Origin of the sequence: Moritella sp. 36 (assembly GCF_018219415.1) — a bacterium.
GTDB lineage: Bacteria > Pseudomonadota > Gammaproteobacteria > Enterobacterales > Moritellaceae > Moritella.
In genome coordinates, this window is sequence record NZ_CP056120.1 from 1,296,819 (window position 1) to 1,313,491 (window position 16,673).

A 16,673-nucleotide genomic window follows, 5' to 3' on the forward strand; every position below is an offset into this window, starting at 1 on the left:
ACCTATGATTCATAGACTTGCTCATTGATGAGTGAGTCTAGTATGTTTTTTTAAGCCACATCAATGCTAATGAACCTCGCTCTATTTTTCTAAAGATAGTACGGGATCGTTAGGTTATCTTCTCGCCTTATCTTCATTTTAAACCTATCGTGACACACTGTCATTAAAATAATTTTGAGAAAGAAGTTTTAATGAGCAGTATCATAAAAACACGAGTACTCAGTTTGAGGTATCGGTAAGGTGGGTAATAATGCTAATTCATAAAAATAATAAAATAATAAATAAAACAATGAATTGGGAAAAATACAATCATGAAAAAACAACATTTTATCTTGTTAGGATTAACACCACTCGTATTTTCAGTGCAGAGTGCCACGTTGGTCAACGTTAACGACGTTAACATTACTTCACTATTAAATCCCTCTACTGCTAGAGGAGCAATCCCCGAGTACAGCTTTACCGAACAAAACCACGCCCAACTACAAGGAAAAGAATGGGTTCGCCATCAACAGCGTTACCGTGGTATTCCTGTATATGGACAATCCGTCGTATCATTGAAAGATCAAAATGGTGTGGTTCAACCTATTGCGGGTAAAGTGGTGCAAGGTATTGGTCAAGACATATCTTCAATGTTACCGTTCATCAACAAAGAACAAGCGATTACTCTTGCCAAAGCATCACAGCAAGCTGTTCAAAGCGCAACTATGCCAGCACGTACTGATGCAGAGTCTGCGGACCTAATGATTGTCATGGATGATCAAAATACTGCAAAATTGGTCTATCGCGTGTCTTATGTGACAGTGGAAGGCATCAAGCCGTCAAGGCCAATTACCTTTGTAGACGCTAAAGATGGTCGAATTTTAGACCGTTGGGACGGTATTGCGTTTAGGCAAGCAGAGGGGCCTGGAGGTAACCAAAAAAGTGGCCGTTATTATTTTGGTAATAACACTAAATTTGGCAGCTTTGAAGTCAATGACTCCTGCCAGATGGACAGCCCTAATGTTGTCACGTACGACATGAATAGTAGTCAGTGGGGTGGGCGTATTCACCAATTTACCTGTCCGGTAAACACCACTCGTTCAGCCAATGGTGCCTATGCGCCAATGAATGATGCACAATACTTTGGTCAACGTGTGTTTGGCATGTACCGCGAGTGGCTAAATAGCCGTCCGATTCGTCAAAAGCTCACTATGCGTGTTCACTATGGTAATAATTATGGCAACGCTTTTTGGGACGGTCAGCAAATGACCTTTGGTGATGGTGGTTCGTATATGTACCCACTAGCGACATGGGATGTGATCGCCCACGAAGTCAGTCATGGTTATACCGAACAAAACTCTAATTTAGAGTATCGTGGCATGTCTGGTGGGATGAACGAATCCTTTTCTGATGTCGCAGCTGCAGCTTTGAGCTATTTCATCCACGGTTCTTTCAACTGGAAAATGGGCGAGCACGTAATGAAGCATTCAGAAGCGATGCGCTTCTTCATTAATCCTTCAGATGATGGTGCGTCTATTGGTCACATCAGCCAGTATTATAATGGCATTGATGTTCACAACAGCTCGGGCATCTTTAACAAAGCATTTTACCATCTAGCTACCAGCCAAGAGTGGGATATCAAGAAAGCTTTCTTAGTCTATGCAACAGCCAATAAATTGTTTTGGCAGCCGCGCTCTACCTTTCAACAAGGTGCTGACGGTGTTTGCCAGGCTGCTGCGCAACTAGGTTATGAAACCCAATCTGTTATGAATGCATTCCAACAAGTTGGTATCACGGTACAAGAGTGTGGAGGGTCTTTACCAACACCGGATCCAACACCAAACCCACCGACACCAAGTGATGAAACTGCCTTGGTACTAAATCAGCAGATCAGGATTCAAGGACGTTACGGTGAAAATTTACGATACGTATTGAACAATGCGCCATCACAGGGCTATGTCAATATTGAGACGATGGGTGGGCAAGGTGATATCGATGTTTTTATTGCCATTGATCGCCAACCTACGCAGAACGACTACGATTGTGCCTCTCAAAATGAGGGTAACTTTGAAAGCTGCCTGTTCTTGGATTTCCCAGCCAGTCGCTATCATGTGTTGATCGTGAGTAAGTCGGATTTTTCTGATGTCGGCTTGATGATTTCAGGGGATTACCAGCAGCAACCTCCAACGCCGCAACCAGAAGACCACTGTGCTTATGTACCTGAATGGAGCCCGTATTATACTTATTATTACGGTGAGATTGTACAGTCTAATGGTTATATGTTCACCGCTATTCAAGCATCAACTACCATGGACCCTTTCTATTACCCTAGCGTATGGCAGTATCTTCAACCTTGCCAGTAGAAGCACGTTTGGTTGAGTGATAGCTAAAAACACGGTAATGAATGTCATTAAGATAATATGAAAAAAGCCCGCTAAGATTAGTCTTAGCGGGCTTTTTTGTTTTCAACGGTATGAATTATTTGCTGTTAGCAACATGTGTTGCAATCACATCCATCAGTGTTGGTGATAGGCAATCATAAGATTCAAGACCTAATGCATTCAAACGCGATCTGATTGCTGTCATGTCTTTTGGATCTGTACCTGTTTCAATGATAGATGAAACAAAGGCGGCAAACTCAGGTGCAGACCAACCTTTATCGGCAGATAGCTCTGTGTGAACAAAGTCGAGACCAAAGAATGGGTGTGTTCTATCTTCAATACGACCGTACATGTGAACACCACAAACATTACAGGCAAAACGTTGGATAGTTGCAGTGCTATCTACAACTTGTAGTTTTGAGCGGTTGTTTGTCACGCTTAGTTTATCTTTTGAAACTACGGCCACTTGTGAGAATAAAGCACCTTTAGGTTTCCAGCATTTTGAACAACCACATGCATGGTTATGGGCTGTCTGGCTGTCAATTTTTACAGTTACAGGGTTACTGCTACAGTGACACTGTAATGTGCCCCCATTAAAGTTATTCGCTGTTGGCGTAATGCCCTTATCCATTGCTGGATGAATCTTTATGTTACTTGTTGTGCAAAATGTTTTTTTACATTTGCTTATAATTTTATTTATCATATTCAATTCCAATTAGTTTGATGCAGGTGCAAATGATGCGTCAGCGTTTCTGTGTGCTGTGTAGATAGCTTCGCCATCACTTTCTGCATCAAAAATCACGACTGTATATGGTGAGAACAGCAGCACATCGCCAACTTCAGCAACGTATTTGTTGTTATCGGTATCACGAACTACGATCTTACCTTTAGTGATAATTTTGTATTCTACTGAGTCATAAGCGTATTCAAATTCAACACCGGGCTCCATTGTAAAGTGACCAATCGTTAATGCGTTGCTATTGTTAGTTACAGCAACTTCAGCCATGTCACTTTTGAGGCCTTCAACGTCAAGTAATTTGCTTAAGTCATTTAATTTGAATGAACCTGACTTTAAAAGAAAAATACCTGGCTTGTTTGTTAATGTAGACATTTCATATCCTTTAGTTAATCAAGTCACATACGTGCTGATTATTGAGTTTGGAAAGTTGTTTATGTTTCGATGAGGGGCATTCTACATTTGGCTAGGGACAAAACAATACACTGAAATGGTAAAAGATTATTACCATAAAGGTAACAATTGAAGTTTAAGTTGCTGTTATTTTTTTTATTGTTGTTTATTTTAAAGCGTAATACCCCTTTAGATTTAGAAATATCATCACAGAAACATCACAGTGAAATACAAAGGTAAATATTGTTAATAATTGTATTTTGTGTTTTTAATATATTACATCGTAATTTAAAGTTTATATTCAATGTAATGTTAAAATATTGTAATTTAATAACTGTGCTGTGATTAAATACTATTTCAATATTTTCATTTTAAAGTAACTTAAATGACTAGCGTTACTGCTCTATATTTTAGCCTGTTATAGTTAATTATTGTTGTTTTTAAAACGATTTGGTTAAAGTGTAATGCATGTGATCTTATTTTAATTTATTAAATCTCATGATTTTAAATAATATTACAACGTGGTTAAATTTGATGGGCTAGTGACCTTTTGCCTTGTAAGTTGTTGATTTGAAGGGTTGTTGTTTTCTTGTTGTGTTGTTTTGTTATTTGTTTTTAAGTACGGATTTAATTACCTCTCATCTTTTCAAACTATTTTAATTTATATTGTCCTATCCCATTGTGGATATTTAACTTACCCCCCCTTACATCCCTTACACGCCCTTACTATAAGTTTATTTACAACGAATCATCCTGTTGGAACAATGGTTGTAATTTAAATATGCAAGAACATATATGTTATTCAATCAAACATTACATGAGTTACTTTTATTACCAATTGATGGCGATCAATTTTGTGGGGGTTATTTAAAATCCGACAAACAAAAATTCAGACCGCTTAGAAATGAATTTAATGTTGCACAAACATCTCTGCGTCAATTAATGCAGACACCAGACCCAGCAGAAATGGATAGTTTACAAGATGCCAACATTGAACACTGGCATTCGTTATCAAGCAGTTTGATTGAAATATTTAAAACGACATCTAAAGACATTGAGCTAGCGGGTTGGATGCTAGCGGCTCAGATAGTCATTGACCCTGCATTAAATGGGTTGCGTGAAGTAAGTCAATGGTTACAAGCACTTGTTGAGGGGCATTGGGACGAGGTTCATCCGATACTCCCTGACAATAAAATAAAGTCAGAAAGTGACAAATTAAAAGAAATTAATGCATTTAAAGTGAAGGGCTTTGTACAACTAGTCGGTGAAAGTGAAGACAGCAGCTTGGTGTATTCACCTTTCTTAATGTTACCGCTAATTGGAGACTTAAATTATTCGCGTTATTTAAGTGAAGAACGTAAAGGCGGTTTACCTGAGTTACGCCAACAGTACCAAAATGTGGCGATGGGTGAACGGGCTAAAGTGACTAGCTTAATGCAAAATTTAGTATTGATACGTGATGCCATGCGTGCAGTCGAAGCACATGTTGCTAACGTATGTAAGCAACATTTATTACCTCAACCTGGATTTAAATTTGTGGTCGGGCTGATCACTAAAATATTGAAAGCGATGGAGTATGTATCAGGCTTAAAGAGTAAAGATACACAGGTAACTAAGGCTGAAGGTCTGCCTGAAACGAATGAGTCGAGTCATGTTGATGGCGGCGAAAAAAATATGCAAGTTAAAGAAGATAGTATTACTGATCACGCTTTGTTAGATGGTTTACCTGTTAATAATCAAGAGTTCAATCGCGATGATGCATTTCATCAACTACGAACGTTAGCTGAATTTTTTAGGAAAGTAGAACCACATAGCCCGGTATCTTATTTGTTAGAAAAAGCAATTCGCTGGGGCTACTTATCGCTTCCTGAGTTGATGTCGGAGCTGTTATTAAATCAAGAGGATACGATTAAACAAGTATTTCATCTGTCAGCTCTTGATGAGAATGGGGATACGAATGTTATTCAGCCAACGCACAAAAAAATGTTACCGCTATCAGATGTGGATGAATCTATGTCTGTGCAGCACAACAACACAAGAGCGGTTAGTGCAACAACGAGTCACTCTGTTTTGAACAATGTAACTGCTGTCTCTGTAGAAAAAACTCAAGAAAAACCAGTATCTACCTCGAGCAGTAATTCTCTCTGGTAATTGGTTTTCAACCCTAAGTAAAAATAAGTGAGGAATATCATGGCTAGTATATATATGAGAATTGATGGCGTTAAAGTTAATGGTGGCGCAACAGTTGAAGGTTTACCACAAGATGGTTGGTTTGCTTTGAATTCATATAGCTGGGGCGCTGTGCGCCAAGTAGCAATGGACATTGGTAGCGGTAACAATGCTGACTCAGGCATGGTTGCTATGAGCGAAGTAAGTATTACAAAAGAACTTTGTGGTGCTTCTGAAGATCTTCTGTCGTTCCTATTCAGTCCAGGTGTTGAAGGTAAAGACATTGATATCGTATTTACTAAAGCTGCACGTGATGGTTCTGGTGCTGAAATTTATTACCAAGTAGGCCTGAAAAAAGCACGCCTTGTTTCATACAACCTAAGTGGCAGTGACGGTTCTCAACCGTTCGAAAGCATTTCACTTTCTTACATCCAAGTTGATAAGAAACATCGTCATGAACTTGATGGCGGTAAGCTAGAAGACGGCGGTCTTGTTTCTTATAACGTTCCACAGGGTAAGTTAATTTCTGGAACTAAATAATTTTGACCGGTGTGTTGCTTAGGCTGCGCACCGTTTTATTTTTGTTAAAATAAAAGGTAGGGAAGCATGGCTCTCAACTCACAACATAAACGTATAAGCAAAAACCGAGTCAGTATCACCTATGATGTTGAAACTAATGGCGCAACAGAAACCAAAGAATTGCCCTTTGTCGTTGGTGTTATTGGTGACTTCTCTGGTCATAAAGCTGAAAGTGATAAAATTGACCTAGAAGAACGTGAGTTCACTGGTGTTGATAAAGATAATTTTGATGCAGTGATGGGACAAATTAGCCCGTCATTGTCATATAAAGTTGACAACAAATTAGCAAATGATGATAGCCAATTTGAAGTTAACCTGAAGTTAAATTCAATGAACGACTTTCACCCTGAGCGCTTAGTTCAACAAATTGATCCCCTAAAACAATTGGTTGAAACACGTAACCAGTTAAAAGAGTTATTAAGCAAAGCGGATCGCTCTCGTGATCTAGAACGCTTATTGAAAGAAGTACTGCAAAGTACCGATTCAATTCAACATTTAGCTGAAGAGCTAGGCGTAAAAACTGGGGAGACTGAATAATGAGCACAGAACAACAAGCTGCAACAGAACAAGCCGGTGCCGCAGAAGGTGAATTAAACTTTCTAGACCGCGCGATTTCAGCAACAACACAGACACCAGCAGATACAACAAAAGAATTGTTATCTGTTCTGACTTCACAAGCGCTAGACGGTACTGTTACTTGGGATAAAAACCTAACGTTAACAATCGAAAAAGCGATTTCTGCATTAGATGTAAAAATCTCAGACCAGCTTTCAACAGTAATGCAAAACAAGGCGTTCCAAAAACTGGAAGGCACTTGGTTAGGTCTGCAAAAATTAGTTAAAAACAGTGAGCTAGGCCCAGACTTAAAAATCAAGCTTGCGGACTACACAAAAGACGAACTATTAGAACAATTTGAAGATGCGCCAGCGATTGATCGTAGCCGCTTCTTTACGATGATTTATCAAGAAGAATTTGGTACAGCTGGTGGTCAACCTTACGGTGCGTTACTTGGTGACTACGAATTCGGTTATGGCGATGAAGATGTAGCGTTAATGCGTTACATGGGCGAAGTTGCTGCAGCATCTCACGCACCATTCGTTGCTGCTGCAAATGCGAGCATGTTTGACTTTAATTCATTCGTTAACTTTAACGAAGGCAAGCCAGTTGCTGCGGGTTTTGATTCACCTGCTTATGCAAGTTGGAATGCATTCCGTGAAAGTGATGATTCGCGTTATGTTGCATTAACACTACCAAAAACAATTGCACGTCTACCATACGGTAAACAAACAGTGCCTGTTAAGTCATTCGATTTTGAAGAATTGAAACATGATGCTAATGGTAATGCTTACCCAGAGACACAAGATGATCTTGTGTGGAGTAATGCTGCGTTTGAATACGGTTTATTATTAACGCAAGCATATACACAATTTGGTTGGTGTACTGCTATCCGTGGTAATGATAATGGCGGTAAAGTTGAAAACTTACCGAACTTTACTTACTACACACCATCGGGTGATTTAGTTCAACAATGTCCATCTGAAGTAAACCTAACAGATGAACGTGAAAAAGAACTGAGTGACTTAGGTTTCTTACCGTTAGTGCATTATAAAAATACGAGCTATGCCGTATTTATGGGCGCTCAAACGGCGCATAAGCCAAAAACGTATACCGATCCTGATGCGACAGCAAATGCAGCCATTTCAGCGCGCTTGCCTTATACAATGGCAAGTAGCCGAATTGCACAGTACCTAAAAGTAATGGGTCGTGACCGTATTGGTTCTAACCTAGATCCGGATAACATTGAAAAAGAATTAAGTAACTGGCTCCACCAGTATGTTAATCCAAGTGCGATTGGCAATGAAGCAAAATCAACACATCCATTGGTTGAAGCAAAAGTAACAGTTGAAGAACAAGTGGGCCGCCCTGGTTGTTATTCTGCTGTGGCTTATTTACGTCCTTGGTTACAAATGGAAGAGTTATCATCGTCATTACGCATGGTTGCTAATATTCCAGGTTAATAGTTGATGCCCGGGGGCTCCCCCGGGTTGTTGAGGTTGTTATGAGTACATCAAATCTAACATCATCCGCCAACGTCCTGACGGATGCAGGGCTGTGGCGGATGCTGTTAAACCATGCTCAGAACGATAATCGTTCAGAATTCAAATCACAGTTAAGCAAACTGATCATGCAACTTGATGATGTCATGAGCGAGCAACTTTCTGCTGTAATGCAAGCCACTGATTTCAAAGAATTGGAAGCGCGCTGGTTAGGACTACATAGCTTAGTTTTGCTACCTGTTTCGCAACGCCGCGTGCAGGTTAAGTTGTTAGACCTCAGCTGGGACATGGTGTCTGCCGATCTTAATCAATCTTTCAATGTCACCCGCAGTGCGTTATATCAAAAAATATACGCGAATGAACTCGATACCGCTGGCGGCCACCCATTTGGACTGTTGGTTGTTGACCATCTTATTCACTCTGACTTAGACGATGATGCTGATTTTGATGATCTGTACACACTGCAGTTATTAGGTGAATTAGGTGAACGCGCGCTGTGCCCTGTAAGTCTTGGCGTTGATCCGTATTTCTTTGGTGACGAACCCGCTCGATTAATACCTGACCATAAGCGTATACAGCGTATTTTAAGCAGTTCAGATTTACAAAGTTGGCAGTTATTACGTTCTCATAGTGCGAGCCGTTTCTTAAATCTGGTGTTACCAGAATACCATTTAAGAAGCCCTTATCAGCATTACCAAGCCGGGTTTGTGTTTAACGAACGAGCGCTAACAGAACATGTACTGTGGGGAAATCCCGCCTATTTATTGGCTGCAAACGTGATCCGTGAATTTGACCGTATCAGTTGGTTTGGTTTTTTACGTGCCTATGATGAAAGCGGGCGTTACGGCGCAATAGTGCAAGTGGGTAATGGTCAGCAAGATCCATTGTTATCACGGATTGATCTGTTTAGTGAAGATGATGATTTTTGGTCAGCACAAGGGTTTGTTCCTTTATCAAGTGTCTATCTTAGCGGTCAAAAAGGCATTTTCAGTAATCAGTCCGTGTGGAAGGCAACGACTGAAACTGAAAAAATGAGTGGTATGTTACAGACAAATCTTATGGCCTGTCGTTTTGGTCATTACATTAAAGCGCAGATCCGCGACCAAATCGGCAGCTTTGATAGCCCGTCTACATGTCAGCGTTCGTTAGAAAAGTGGTTAAACCAATATATCAGTGGCGTTGATTTTGGTGATGAGTCAATCATGGCCCGTTATCCTCTTAAACGCGCTGATGTTAATTTTACGCAAGACCTGCTTGACCCAACAAAATACAGTTGCCAAATAAACCTACAGCCGCAATATCAATATGAAATGTTAGACACACACATTGTTCTGCTTACCGACGTGCCCGCAACAAAATTAGGGGACCAATAATCATGAGCTTATTTGCAAAAATGAAAGGTGATTGGACGGCGAATATTGATGATCTTCGCGATGCCATTATTGAAAATATCGCGTCATTGCTTTCCGCTAAAGCGCCCATTTGGGGTGGCGATGATATTGCCAAATATACTGCTGAATCTATCGTTTTACTGGGCATGAGCCATGCGGTGAGGGGGCAGAACAGAGCTAATAGTGAACATATTTTACAAAATGTTAAGCAGTTAATTACGACATTCGAACCCCGCCTCAAGGATCTTAATGTTGAGTTGGAAGAAGAATCTGTCGTTACCAATAAACTGAAATTTAGAATCGAAGGCGTGATCGTCAGTGAGTTTGGTGAAGAGCTTGTTGTTTTTGATTCAAGCTTAGACTTCACCACAAGCAGTGTCGATGTAAGGAAAACTAACTTTGTCTGAATCATTACTAAGTTATTTTGAACAAGAGTTAGCATTTATTCGCCAAGACGCAGGTAACTTTGCTCAACGTCATCCTGGTGCAGCTAAGTCACTTGGGATCAGTCGCGATAGTATTGATGACCCGCAAGTGACACGTCTTATTGATAGCGTGGCCTTGTTGAATGCACGTTTACAGCAGCGTCTAGATGAGGATTATCCGCAGTTAACGGATAGCTTGTTACAACTTTTATTTCCACATTATCTACGCCCTGTTCCTGCTTATAGCATGGTGAAAATGCAGCCTCACGAAGAAGTCACTGCAAAGTACACTCTGCCTCGCGGTACGCATTTAGGACTTGATGATGTCGATACCGATACCTTGGTGTTCCGCACAACGCAAGATGTTGATTTATACCCGATCAGCTTAACAGATTGTTCAGCGTCTATTGCTCCCTTTGATATTCAGAAACCAAAAGGGGCAGAGCATGCGAAAGCTATGCTTGAACTCACATTAACAACAACAGATCCAACGATCCTGTTTTCTGATTTGGAATTGACGGAATTATCGTTATTTTTGCGTGGTGAAACACCAACAATATTGCGCCTTTACGATCATTTGTTTTCGGGGATCCAACAGATCGCCATTCAATATGATGACAGCGTTGTTTTATTAGGGGCGGACGCCCTTTTACCGGTTGGTTTTGAAGATCAAGAATTCGTCTTACCTTATAGTGTACGCAGTTTCGGTGGCTTTAAGTTATTAACCGAATTTTTTATGTTCGCAGAGCGATTCCATGCGATTAAGTTAGTGCTATCGTCTGCATTGCAACATGCCAATACCAACACACTTAAAATCCAATTTTTTTTAGACGACATGCCCGTGGAGTTAGCGCGTAGCTTAAGTGTAAATAATTTTAATTTATTCTGTTCGCCTATCATTAACTTGCAGCCAATCACCGCAGAACCATTACGTATCGATTTTAGCCAATCGCAGTATCCAATAATGCTGGATGTTGGCGGTCAGGCACAGTTGCAGTTATTTTCGGTTGATGATGTGACGGACGTGACAGAACAAAAAAACCGAAATGTACCGCCGCTATACGGTGAAAAATTTAACAGTGCTGAAATTGGATTACGCTGGCAGTTATCGCAGTCTGAAAATATGAGTGATAAGTCAGTATCGAGTGCATTGCGTGTTGCAAATTTAGACCATGGTCATGTTGATAAATCAGCACACACTTGGTTAATCTCGACAACCTGCACAAATGGTAACGCGGCGAGTCAATTGTCTACGTCTTGTGAGTTACATTGTCACGACTCTATTTCTTTACCTGCGGATTTGACCTTATTACGTCGCCCGACAAAACAAATTAACATCAATACTGGTGATCAAGGCGCATGGCCGTTATTGGCGCACTTACATTTTAACTACCAAGCCCTGTTTGGTAGCGATGATCCGGTGTCGGCATTAAAAACCATGCTGCAACTTTATAATCATAACAATAGTGCTAAAAATAGTGCTTATATCGAATCCATTCAAGGTTTGTCGCAAGCGCATGTTGTTGCGCCTGTGCGTATTTCGGGGAAAAGTTGTTTTGCTAATGGCACACGACTGAGCGTGACAATAAACCCGATGGGTCTTGCTGGTGGGGTGGAGCTACTCGCCCAATTATTGGATCGCTTTTTTGCGTATTTCTCTGGTTTTAATAGTTTTACACAAGTCGTGATATTACTTGATGGCCGAGAAGGCGAATACCGTGTTTTCCCGCGGAGGCTCGGATGCAAAAATCTATATTAGGCTCGCTACGTTGCGCGCCTTATCAGTTTGAATTACCGCAGGCAATGCAGTTAGTGAAGCACCATGCGGCTAAGTTAGGTGTGCGTCCTGAGCTTAATTTTATTACGCATTTACTGCCGTCATACCATCAATCTGACATTGTTGAAGTTCAGCAATACACTGACAATTCATGGCATTTTATGTGTGACTTGCCTGCGCTGTCTGGCAGTCAAGGGGTTATGCCTCGTTATAACTACAGTGAAGCGTTACGTGAGTCATTTGAGCAAGGTAATAGCGCATTAGTTGATTTTTTGGATGGCTTTAATAACCGTTATTTTCGCCTTTATTGTCAGACCGCAATCAAGAACAACATCGTTATCCAAGCGGAAGAAGAGCGTTTCAGCTGGAATCGTCATCACCAATCACTCACTAAGATGCTGTCTAGCCTTGCGGGTGACACGAGTATTAATACTGCATTACCACAAGGGCACCTTATTCAATACACCGGGTTAATGGGATTGAAGGTGACATGTCTAACAACACTCAAGCTCTTATTAGAGGATTACTTTGGGTATGAGTTTGAAGTAGATCATGGCGATATTGAATATCAGCCGCTACTAGAGTGCTGCTTGACACGCTTAGGGGCAGCAGGGAAAAACAACCAGTTGGGATTTGACGCATTGCTTGGAAAGAGCGCGGTTACCGCATTTCAACAACTTGACGTAAAAGTGAAACCCAATCATCACGGCTTTGAACAACTCAATCAAAACAAAATTTTGAGCTATGCCATCGACGCATTTATTCGCCATTACATGGGGTCGAATATCAAAATCAACTTAGCAATGAAAGTGGCTGGACAACAACTACCTATTTGTCAGTTAACACGAGATGCAAGTAATGGTGTGCGATTAAGCCAATCTGCGAGGTTGGCATCGACTGAAATAACACAACAGTACGTGGTTATGCCACTAAAACTAAAGTAGGACACTGCATGATTAACGTTGAATTACAAAAACTAGTGACGCGATTAACGCCAACATTAAAGAGCGCTCTCGAGCTGGCCGCTGCAGATTGTATGGCTAGAACACATTTTAGTGTCGATGTTGAACACTGGTTTTATCAATTATTAAATGAGTCAAAATCTGGTTGGCAAGGCGTGTTATCGCAAAGCGGTATTGAGCGTGAACAAATTATTGATTTACTTAACCGTAACTTAAATTGTGTCGCACGTGGTAACGACAGTTCGCCATCGCTTTCACCTTCGTTGATTGAACTGCTTAAAGATTGCTGGTTATTAGCGTCGCTAAACCACAGTAACGCGTCAATTAATGGTTATCACGTACTGCTCGTACTCAAGCAGCGTATTGAACAAGGTGGATACAACGGTGAATTGACCACATGGTTGAACACGGTATCGATTGAATCATTAAAGAGCTGTGCCGCGAAGCAAGGCACTCAAATAAACGCAGGTGAAGTACAACATAATGACATTGCACCGAGTGAGTCTGTGGGCACTGTTGCACTTGATAAATATACGCACAATTTAACTGAAGCGGCACGTAAAGGTAAATTAGACCCAATCTCAGGGCGTAATCCTGAAATCCGTAAATCGATTGATATTCTGTGCCGTCGTCGTCAAAACAGTCCGATCCTTGTTGGTGATCCGGGTGTTGGTAAAACCGCGATTGTTGAAGGATTAGCACAGCAAATTGTTGATGGTAATGTGCCACCGTCATTGGTGAATGTGGAATTACGTACGCTGGACCTATCTTTATTACAAGCGGGTGCAAGCATCAAAGGTGAATTTGAAAACCGTTTGAAAGATGTGTTAACGGAAGTGAAGCAATCTGAACGCCCAATTATTGTGTTCATTGATGAAGCGCATACGTTAATTGGCGCAGGTGGTGCTGCAGGACAAAATGATGCGGCCAACTTATTAAAACCAGCGTTAGCACGTGGGGAGTTCAGAACGATTGCTGCAACAACGTGGGCTGAGTATAAGCAGTATTTTGAAACGGATGCCGCATTGACTCGTCGTTTTCAGCTTGTTGCTGTGGGTGAACCGAGTGAAGGCGATGCGATTCAAATGCTACGAGGTGTTGCGGGCTGTTTGCAGAAACACCATAACGTGACGGTATTGGAAGAAGCAATTGAAGCTGCGGTTCAGTTGTCAGTACGCTTTTTACCAGAACGTCAATTACCTGATAAAGCGATTAGTTTATTAGATACGGCGTGTTCACGTATTGGCTTGAGCCAGAGCGCATTACCGCAAAAATTAGACGGGTTAGCTGAACAAATCCGTTATGCGCACAATGAGCGCACCTCGTTTGCATATGAAGATGCGATGTATGCGAACGGCACTGAAAAGTTGGTGGCTATTGCACAGAAATGTAATCAGCTGGAGTCTGAATACGAGGCGTTAAACTCGCGTTGGAATCTAGAAAAAGAATGTGTTACTGAAATTTTAAGATTACAGAATGTTATTGCAGAGCGTTTTCTTGCGGGTAAACAGGTTGCAGATACGCCAATGCAGGCACTGTTAAGTAACAAAATGACGGAACTGCGCAGTATTCAAGGTGAATCACCTTTGGTGATGGCACAGGTTGATAAGCAGACTATTGCTGAAGTGATTGCGTTATGGACTGGGATTCCCGTTGGTAACATGGTTAAAGATGACGTGAAACGTTTACTTAACCTTGAAGCAGAACTCGGACAGCGTGTTATTGGCCAGCATGCTCCGATTCATGAAATTGCCAAAGCGATCCGTATGTCTCGCGCTGGATTAACTGACCCACGCAAACCGGTTGGTGTGTTTTTAATGTGTGGCCCAAGCGGTGTGGGTAAAACAGAAACAGCATTGGCATTAACTGATCTACTTTACGGTGGTGAGAAAAATATCACGACTATCAATATGACTGAATTTAAAGAAGAGCACAAAGTATCAATGCTACTTGGCTCACCTGCAGGTTATGTTGGTTACGGTAAAGGTGGTGTGTTAACCGAAGCGGTACGTAAAAACCCTTACTCGGTATTGTTACTTGATGAAATGGAAAAAGCGCATCCAGGCGTTCACGATCTATTTTATCAGATTTTTGATAAGGGGACGATTTCAGACAGTGAAGGTCGTGACATCGACTTTAGAAATACACTTATCATCATGACATCTAATGCGGCAGATAGTGCAGTTGTTGATGCCTGCCAGGTCGAACGTCCAGATGTATCGTCTTTGACTCAAACGATCTCGCCTGTTTTACAGCAGTATTTTAAACCTGCCTTCATTGGTCGTACGACCGTGGTGCCATATTTCCCTCTCAATGATATTGAAATGGCTGAAATTGCGCGTCTTTCTTTACGCCGAATTGAGAAACGAGTAAGTGGCTATTATAACGCTGAGTTCAGTTATGACAGTGACTTGGTGGATTATTTAGTAAGCCAAAATAACTCGCCAGAAACAGGTGCGAGAGCCATTGAACAAATCATTAATCGTCGATTAGTACCAGATCTAGCGACGCAATGTATCACCAGAATGAGTGAAGGACAAAGCATCACCTGTATCAATATCAGTGTTGTAGATGGTGCAGTGGCAATAGCCATTGAATAACTCAGAGGCGTGATTAATATTAATCACGCATTCGTTTAAATTTTTGTAAGAAGAGAATATTGTGGAAAAAAGCACATTCACCATTGAACAAATCGAATGGATCCGACGCTCACTTAAAATTGCCGTTGTGCATGGTGGCGAAAAAACACAGCCGGATAGCTTTATTTATAAGAACTTAAGTCCGCGTTCAACAAAAACGTATCAGCCCGTTGCTTATGATATTGCAGATGCTTTACGTGAGTCCGGATTTCAACATATTGATGTGTTACCTGAAAACATGGACTTGCCACAACGCTTAAAAGCGCTAAATATTGATCTGGTGATCACCAATAGTGGTGGCCTTCAAGGCTTTGATTCGATGTGCCATTTACCGTCAATGTTGGAAATGTTGGGTGTGCCTTATGTTGGTCATGCGCCAATGACGGCCGGCTTACTTGATAACAAACATTTGTTCAAACATGAAATAAAAGCAGCTGGGATTCCAACAGCGCCCTTTATTACCGTTGGTTTGGGGGAGTGCATTACCGATGCGGTGAATAAGGAGGCGTTAGATCAAATGGACGCTGATTTCGGTGGTCGATTTATTGTGAAACCTGTTTCTGGCCGTGCCTCGGTACATGTTTATCCGGTGTTTGATCGTGCAGACCTCGCTGGTAAAGTAAAAATAGTGCAGGCCGCGACGAATAACATCGTCATGATTGAACCTTATCTGTCTGGCCGTGAGTTTGTGGTCGCGGTTGCAGGTTCTGTGATATTTAAAAACGACAAGTTGAATCAGTTAGCTTCACCTTTTGCCTTTTCGGTAACGGAACGTGTACTTGCAGGCGATGAACCCATTTTTACGTCGATGGATGTAAAACCGATTACCAGTGATCGTTTATTAAAAGTCGATGAGCCTGAATTACGCCAGTCATTAATTGATTTGGGTAATAAGATTTATCAGCAATTGGGACTCGGTACGCTTGTGCGTGTTGATTTACGCATGGACTGCAAGGGTAAATTATATGTCCTTGAAGCGAATCCAAAGCCAGATTTGAAACGTCCTGAAGGCGATAAACTCAGTATTGTTTGTCACGATATTCACAATGAAGGCATGAGCTATCAAGACTTGATCCAATCTTTGGTTTTCAATCGTTTGGTGTATTTACAAGCACAACGCCCTGAATCGTTAGCGCATTGTTTTAACGACGACTTCTTCAGCTTGAAAAGCGCTTAGGAGCGACA

At 41.3% G+C, this 16,673-nt stretch carries 13 protein-coding genes; 11 read left to right on the plus strand and 2 right to left on the minus strand.

Features of this window, described 5'->3' with window-relative positions; all coding sequences use genetic code 11:
• The first annotated feature begins 311 nt into the window (after positions 1-311).
• The gene (locus HWV03_RS05945; RefSeq protein ID WP_211678917.1) at positions 312-2,342 is read left to right on the plus strand and encodes a M4 family metallopeptidase; all 2,031 of its coding nucleotides are present in this window, start codon (positions 312-314) and stop codon (positions 2,340-2,342) included.
• A gap of 115 nt (positions 2,343-2,457) precedes the next feature.
• Here HWV03_RS05945 and gfa read toward each other — a convergent pair whose 3' ends face one another.
• Positions 2,458-3,063 (minus strand): S-(hydroxymethyl)glutathione synthase, encoded by a 606-nt coding sequence (gene gfa / locus HWV03_RS05950; RefSeq protein WP_211678918.1) that lies wholly within the window; start codon positions 3,061-3,063, stop codon positions 2,458-2,460.
• 12 nt (positions 3,064-3,075) lie between these two features.
• On the minus strand, positions 3,076-3,471 hold the full coding sequence (locus HWV03_RS05955; RefSeq protein WP_211678919.1) for a hypothetical protein: 396 nt from the start codon (positions 3,469-3,471) through the stop codon (positions 3,076-3,078).
• Positions 3,472-4,284: 813 nt separating this feature from the next.
• On the opposite strand from HWV03_RS05955, the gene HWV03_RS05960 reads away from it, so the two are divergent.
• The 10 genes from HWV03_RS05960 to HWV03_RS06005 all read left to right on the plus strand — a co-directional run bounded on the left by HWV03_RS05960 (position 4,285) and on the right by HWV03_RS06005 (position 16,665).
• Complete coding sequence (locus HWV03_RS05960) at positions 4,285-5,640, plus strand: type VI secretion system protein TssA (RefSeq protein WP_211678920.1); 1,356 nt, start codon at positions 4,285-4,287, stop codon at positions 5,638-5,640.
• A 39-nt stretch (positions 5,641-5,679) separates the two neighbouring features.
• Positions 5,680-6,198: an Hcp family type VI secretion system effector gene (locus HWV03_RS05965; protein WP_249185452.1), complete on the plus strand. Its 519-nt coding sequence runs from the start codon at positions 5,680-5,682 to the stop codon at positions 6,196-6,198.
• Positions 6,199-6,264: 66 nt separating this feature from the next.
• Positions 6,265-6,774, plus strand: coding sequence for a type VI secretion system contractile sheath small subunit (gene tssB, locus HWV03_RS05970; protein ID WP_211678921.1), 510 nt, complete (start codon positions 6,265-6,267; stop codon positions 6,772-6,774).
• Positions 6,774-8,255: a type VI secretion system contractile sheath large subunit gene (tssC, locus tag HWV03_RS05975; RefSeq protein ID WP_211678922.1), complete on the plus strand. Its 1,482-nt coding sequence runs from the start codon at positions 6,774-6,776 to the stop codon at positions 8,253-8,255. The genes tssB and tssC overlap by 1 nt, the downstream gene beginning before the upstream one ends.
• Positions 8,256-8,296: 41 nt before the next feature.
• Positions 8,297-9,667, plus strand: coding sequence for a type VI secretion system contractile sheath domain-containing protein (locus HWV03_RS05980; RefSeq protein ID WP_255547091.1), 1,371 nt, complete (start codon positions 8,297-8,299; stop codon positions 9,665-9,667).
• A 2-nt stretch (positions 9,668-9,669) separates the two neighbouring features.
• Complete coding sequence (gene tssE, locus HWV03_RS05985) at positions 9,670-10,092, plus strand: type VI secretion system baseplate subunit TssE (RefSeq protein ID WP_211674527.1); 423 nt, start codon at positions 9,670-9,672, stop codon at positions 10,090-10,092.
• Positions 10,085-11,869, plus strand: coding sequence for a type VI secretion system baseplate subunit TssF (tssF, locus tag HWV03_RS05990; protein ID WP_211678923.1), 1,785 nt, complete (start codon positions 10,085-10,087; stop codon positions 11,867-11,869). Before tssE ends, tssF begins: the two co-directional genes overlap by 8 nt.
• Positions 11,851-12,831, plus strand: a complete 981-nt coding sequence (locus tag HWV03_RS05995; protein ID WP_211678924.1) for a type VI secretion system baseplate subunit TssG — start codon at positions 11,851-11,853, stop codon at positions 12,829-12,831. Before tssF ends, HWV03_RS05995 begins: the two co-directional genes overlap by 19 nt.
• An 8-nt stretch (positions 12,832-12,839) precedes the next feature.
• Entirely contained in the window at positions 12,840-15,449 is a 2,610-nt protein-coding gene (gene tssH, locus HWV03_RS06000) for a type VI secretion system ATPase TssH (RefSeq protein WP_211678925.1), read from the plus strand.
• A gap of 61 nt (positions 15,450-15,510) precedes the next feature.
• A complete protein-coding gene (locus HWV03_RS06005) occupies positions 15,511-16,665 on the plus strand; it encodes a D-alanine--D-alanine ligase family protein (RefSeq protein WP_211674531.1) in 1,155 nt (384 codons plus the stop codon).
• Positions 16,666-16,673 lie beyond the last annotated feature (8 nt).

Excerpts from the sequence above, each read along its gene's own strand:
- HWV03_RS05945 (WP_211678917.1), top strand. The coding sequence starts at position 312 with ATGAAAAAACAACATTTTATCTTGTTAGGATTAACACCACTCGTATTT.
- gfa (WP_211678918.1), bottom strand. The coding sequence starts at position 3,063 with ATGATAAATAAAATTATAAGCAAATGTAAAAAAACATTTTGCACAACA.
- HWV03_RS05955 (WP_211678919.1), bottom strand. The coding sequence starts at position 3,471 with ATGTCTACATTAACAAACAAGCCAGGTATTTTTCTTTTAAAGTCAGGT.
- HWV03_RS05960 (WP_211678920.1), top strand. The coding sequence starts at position 4,285 with ATGTTATTCAATCAAACATTACATGAGTTACTTTTATTACCAATTGAT.
- HWV03_RS05965 (WP_249185452.1), top strand. The coding sequence starts at position 5,680 with ATGGCTAGTATATATATGAGAATTGATGGCGTTAAAGTTAATGGTGGC.
- tssB (WP_211678921.1), top strand. The coding sequence starts at position 6,265 with ATGGCTCTCAACTCACAACATAAACGTATAAGCAAAAACCGAGTCAGT.
- tssC (WP_211678922.1), top strand. The coding sequence starts at position 6,774 with ATGAGCACAGAACAACAAGCTGCAACAGAACAAGCCGGTGCCGCAGAA.
- HWV03_RS05980 (WP_255547091.1), top strand. The coding sequence starts at position 8,297 with ATGAGTACATCAAATCTAACATCATCCGCCAACGTCCTGACGGATGCA.
- tssE (WP_211674527.1), top strand. The coding sequence starts at position 9,670 with ATGAGCTTATTTGCAAAAATGAAAGGTGATTGGACGGCGAATATTGAT.
- HWV03_RS05995 (WP_211678924.1), top strand. The coding sequence starts at position 11,851 with ATGCAAAAATCTATATTAGGCTCGCTACGTTGCGCGCCTTATCAGTTT.
- tssH (WP_211678925.1), top strand. The coding sequence starts at position 12,840 with ATGATTAACGTTGAATTACAAAAACTAGTGACGCGATTAACGCCAACA.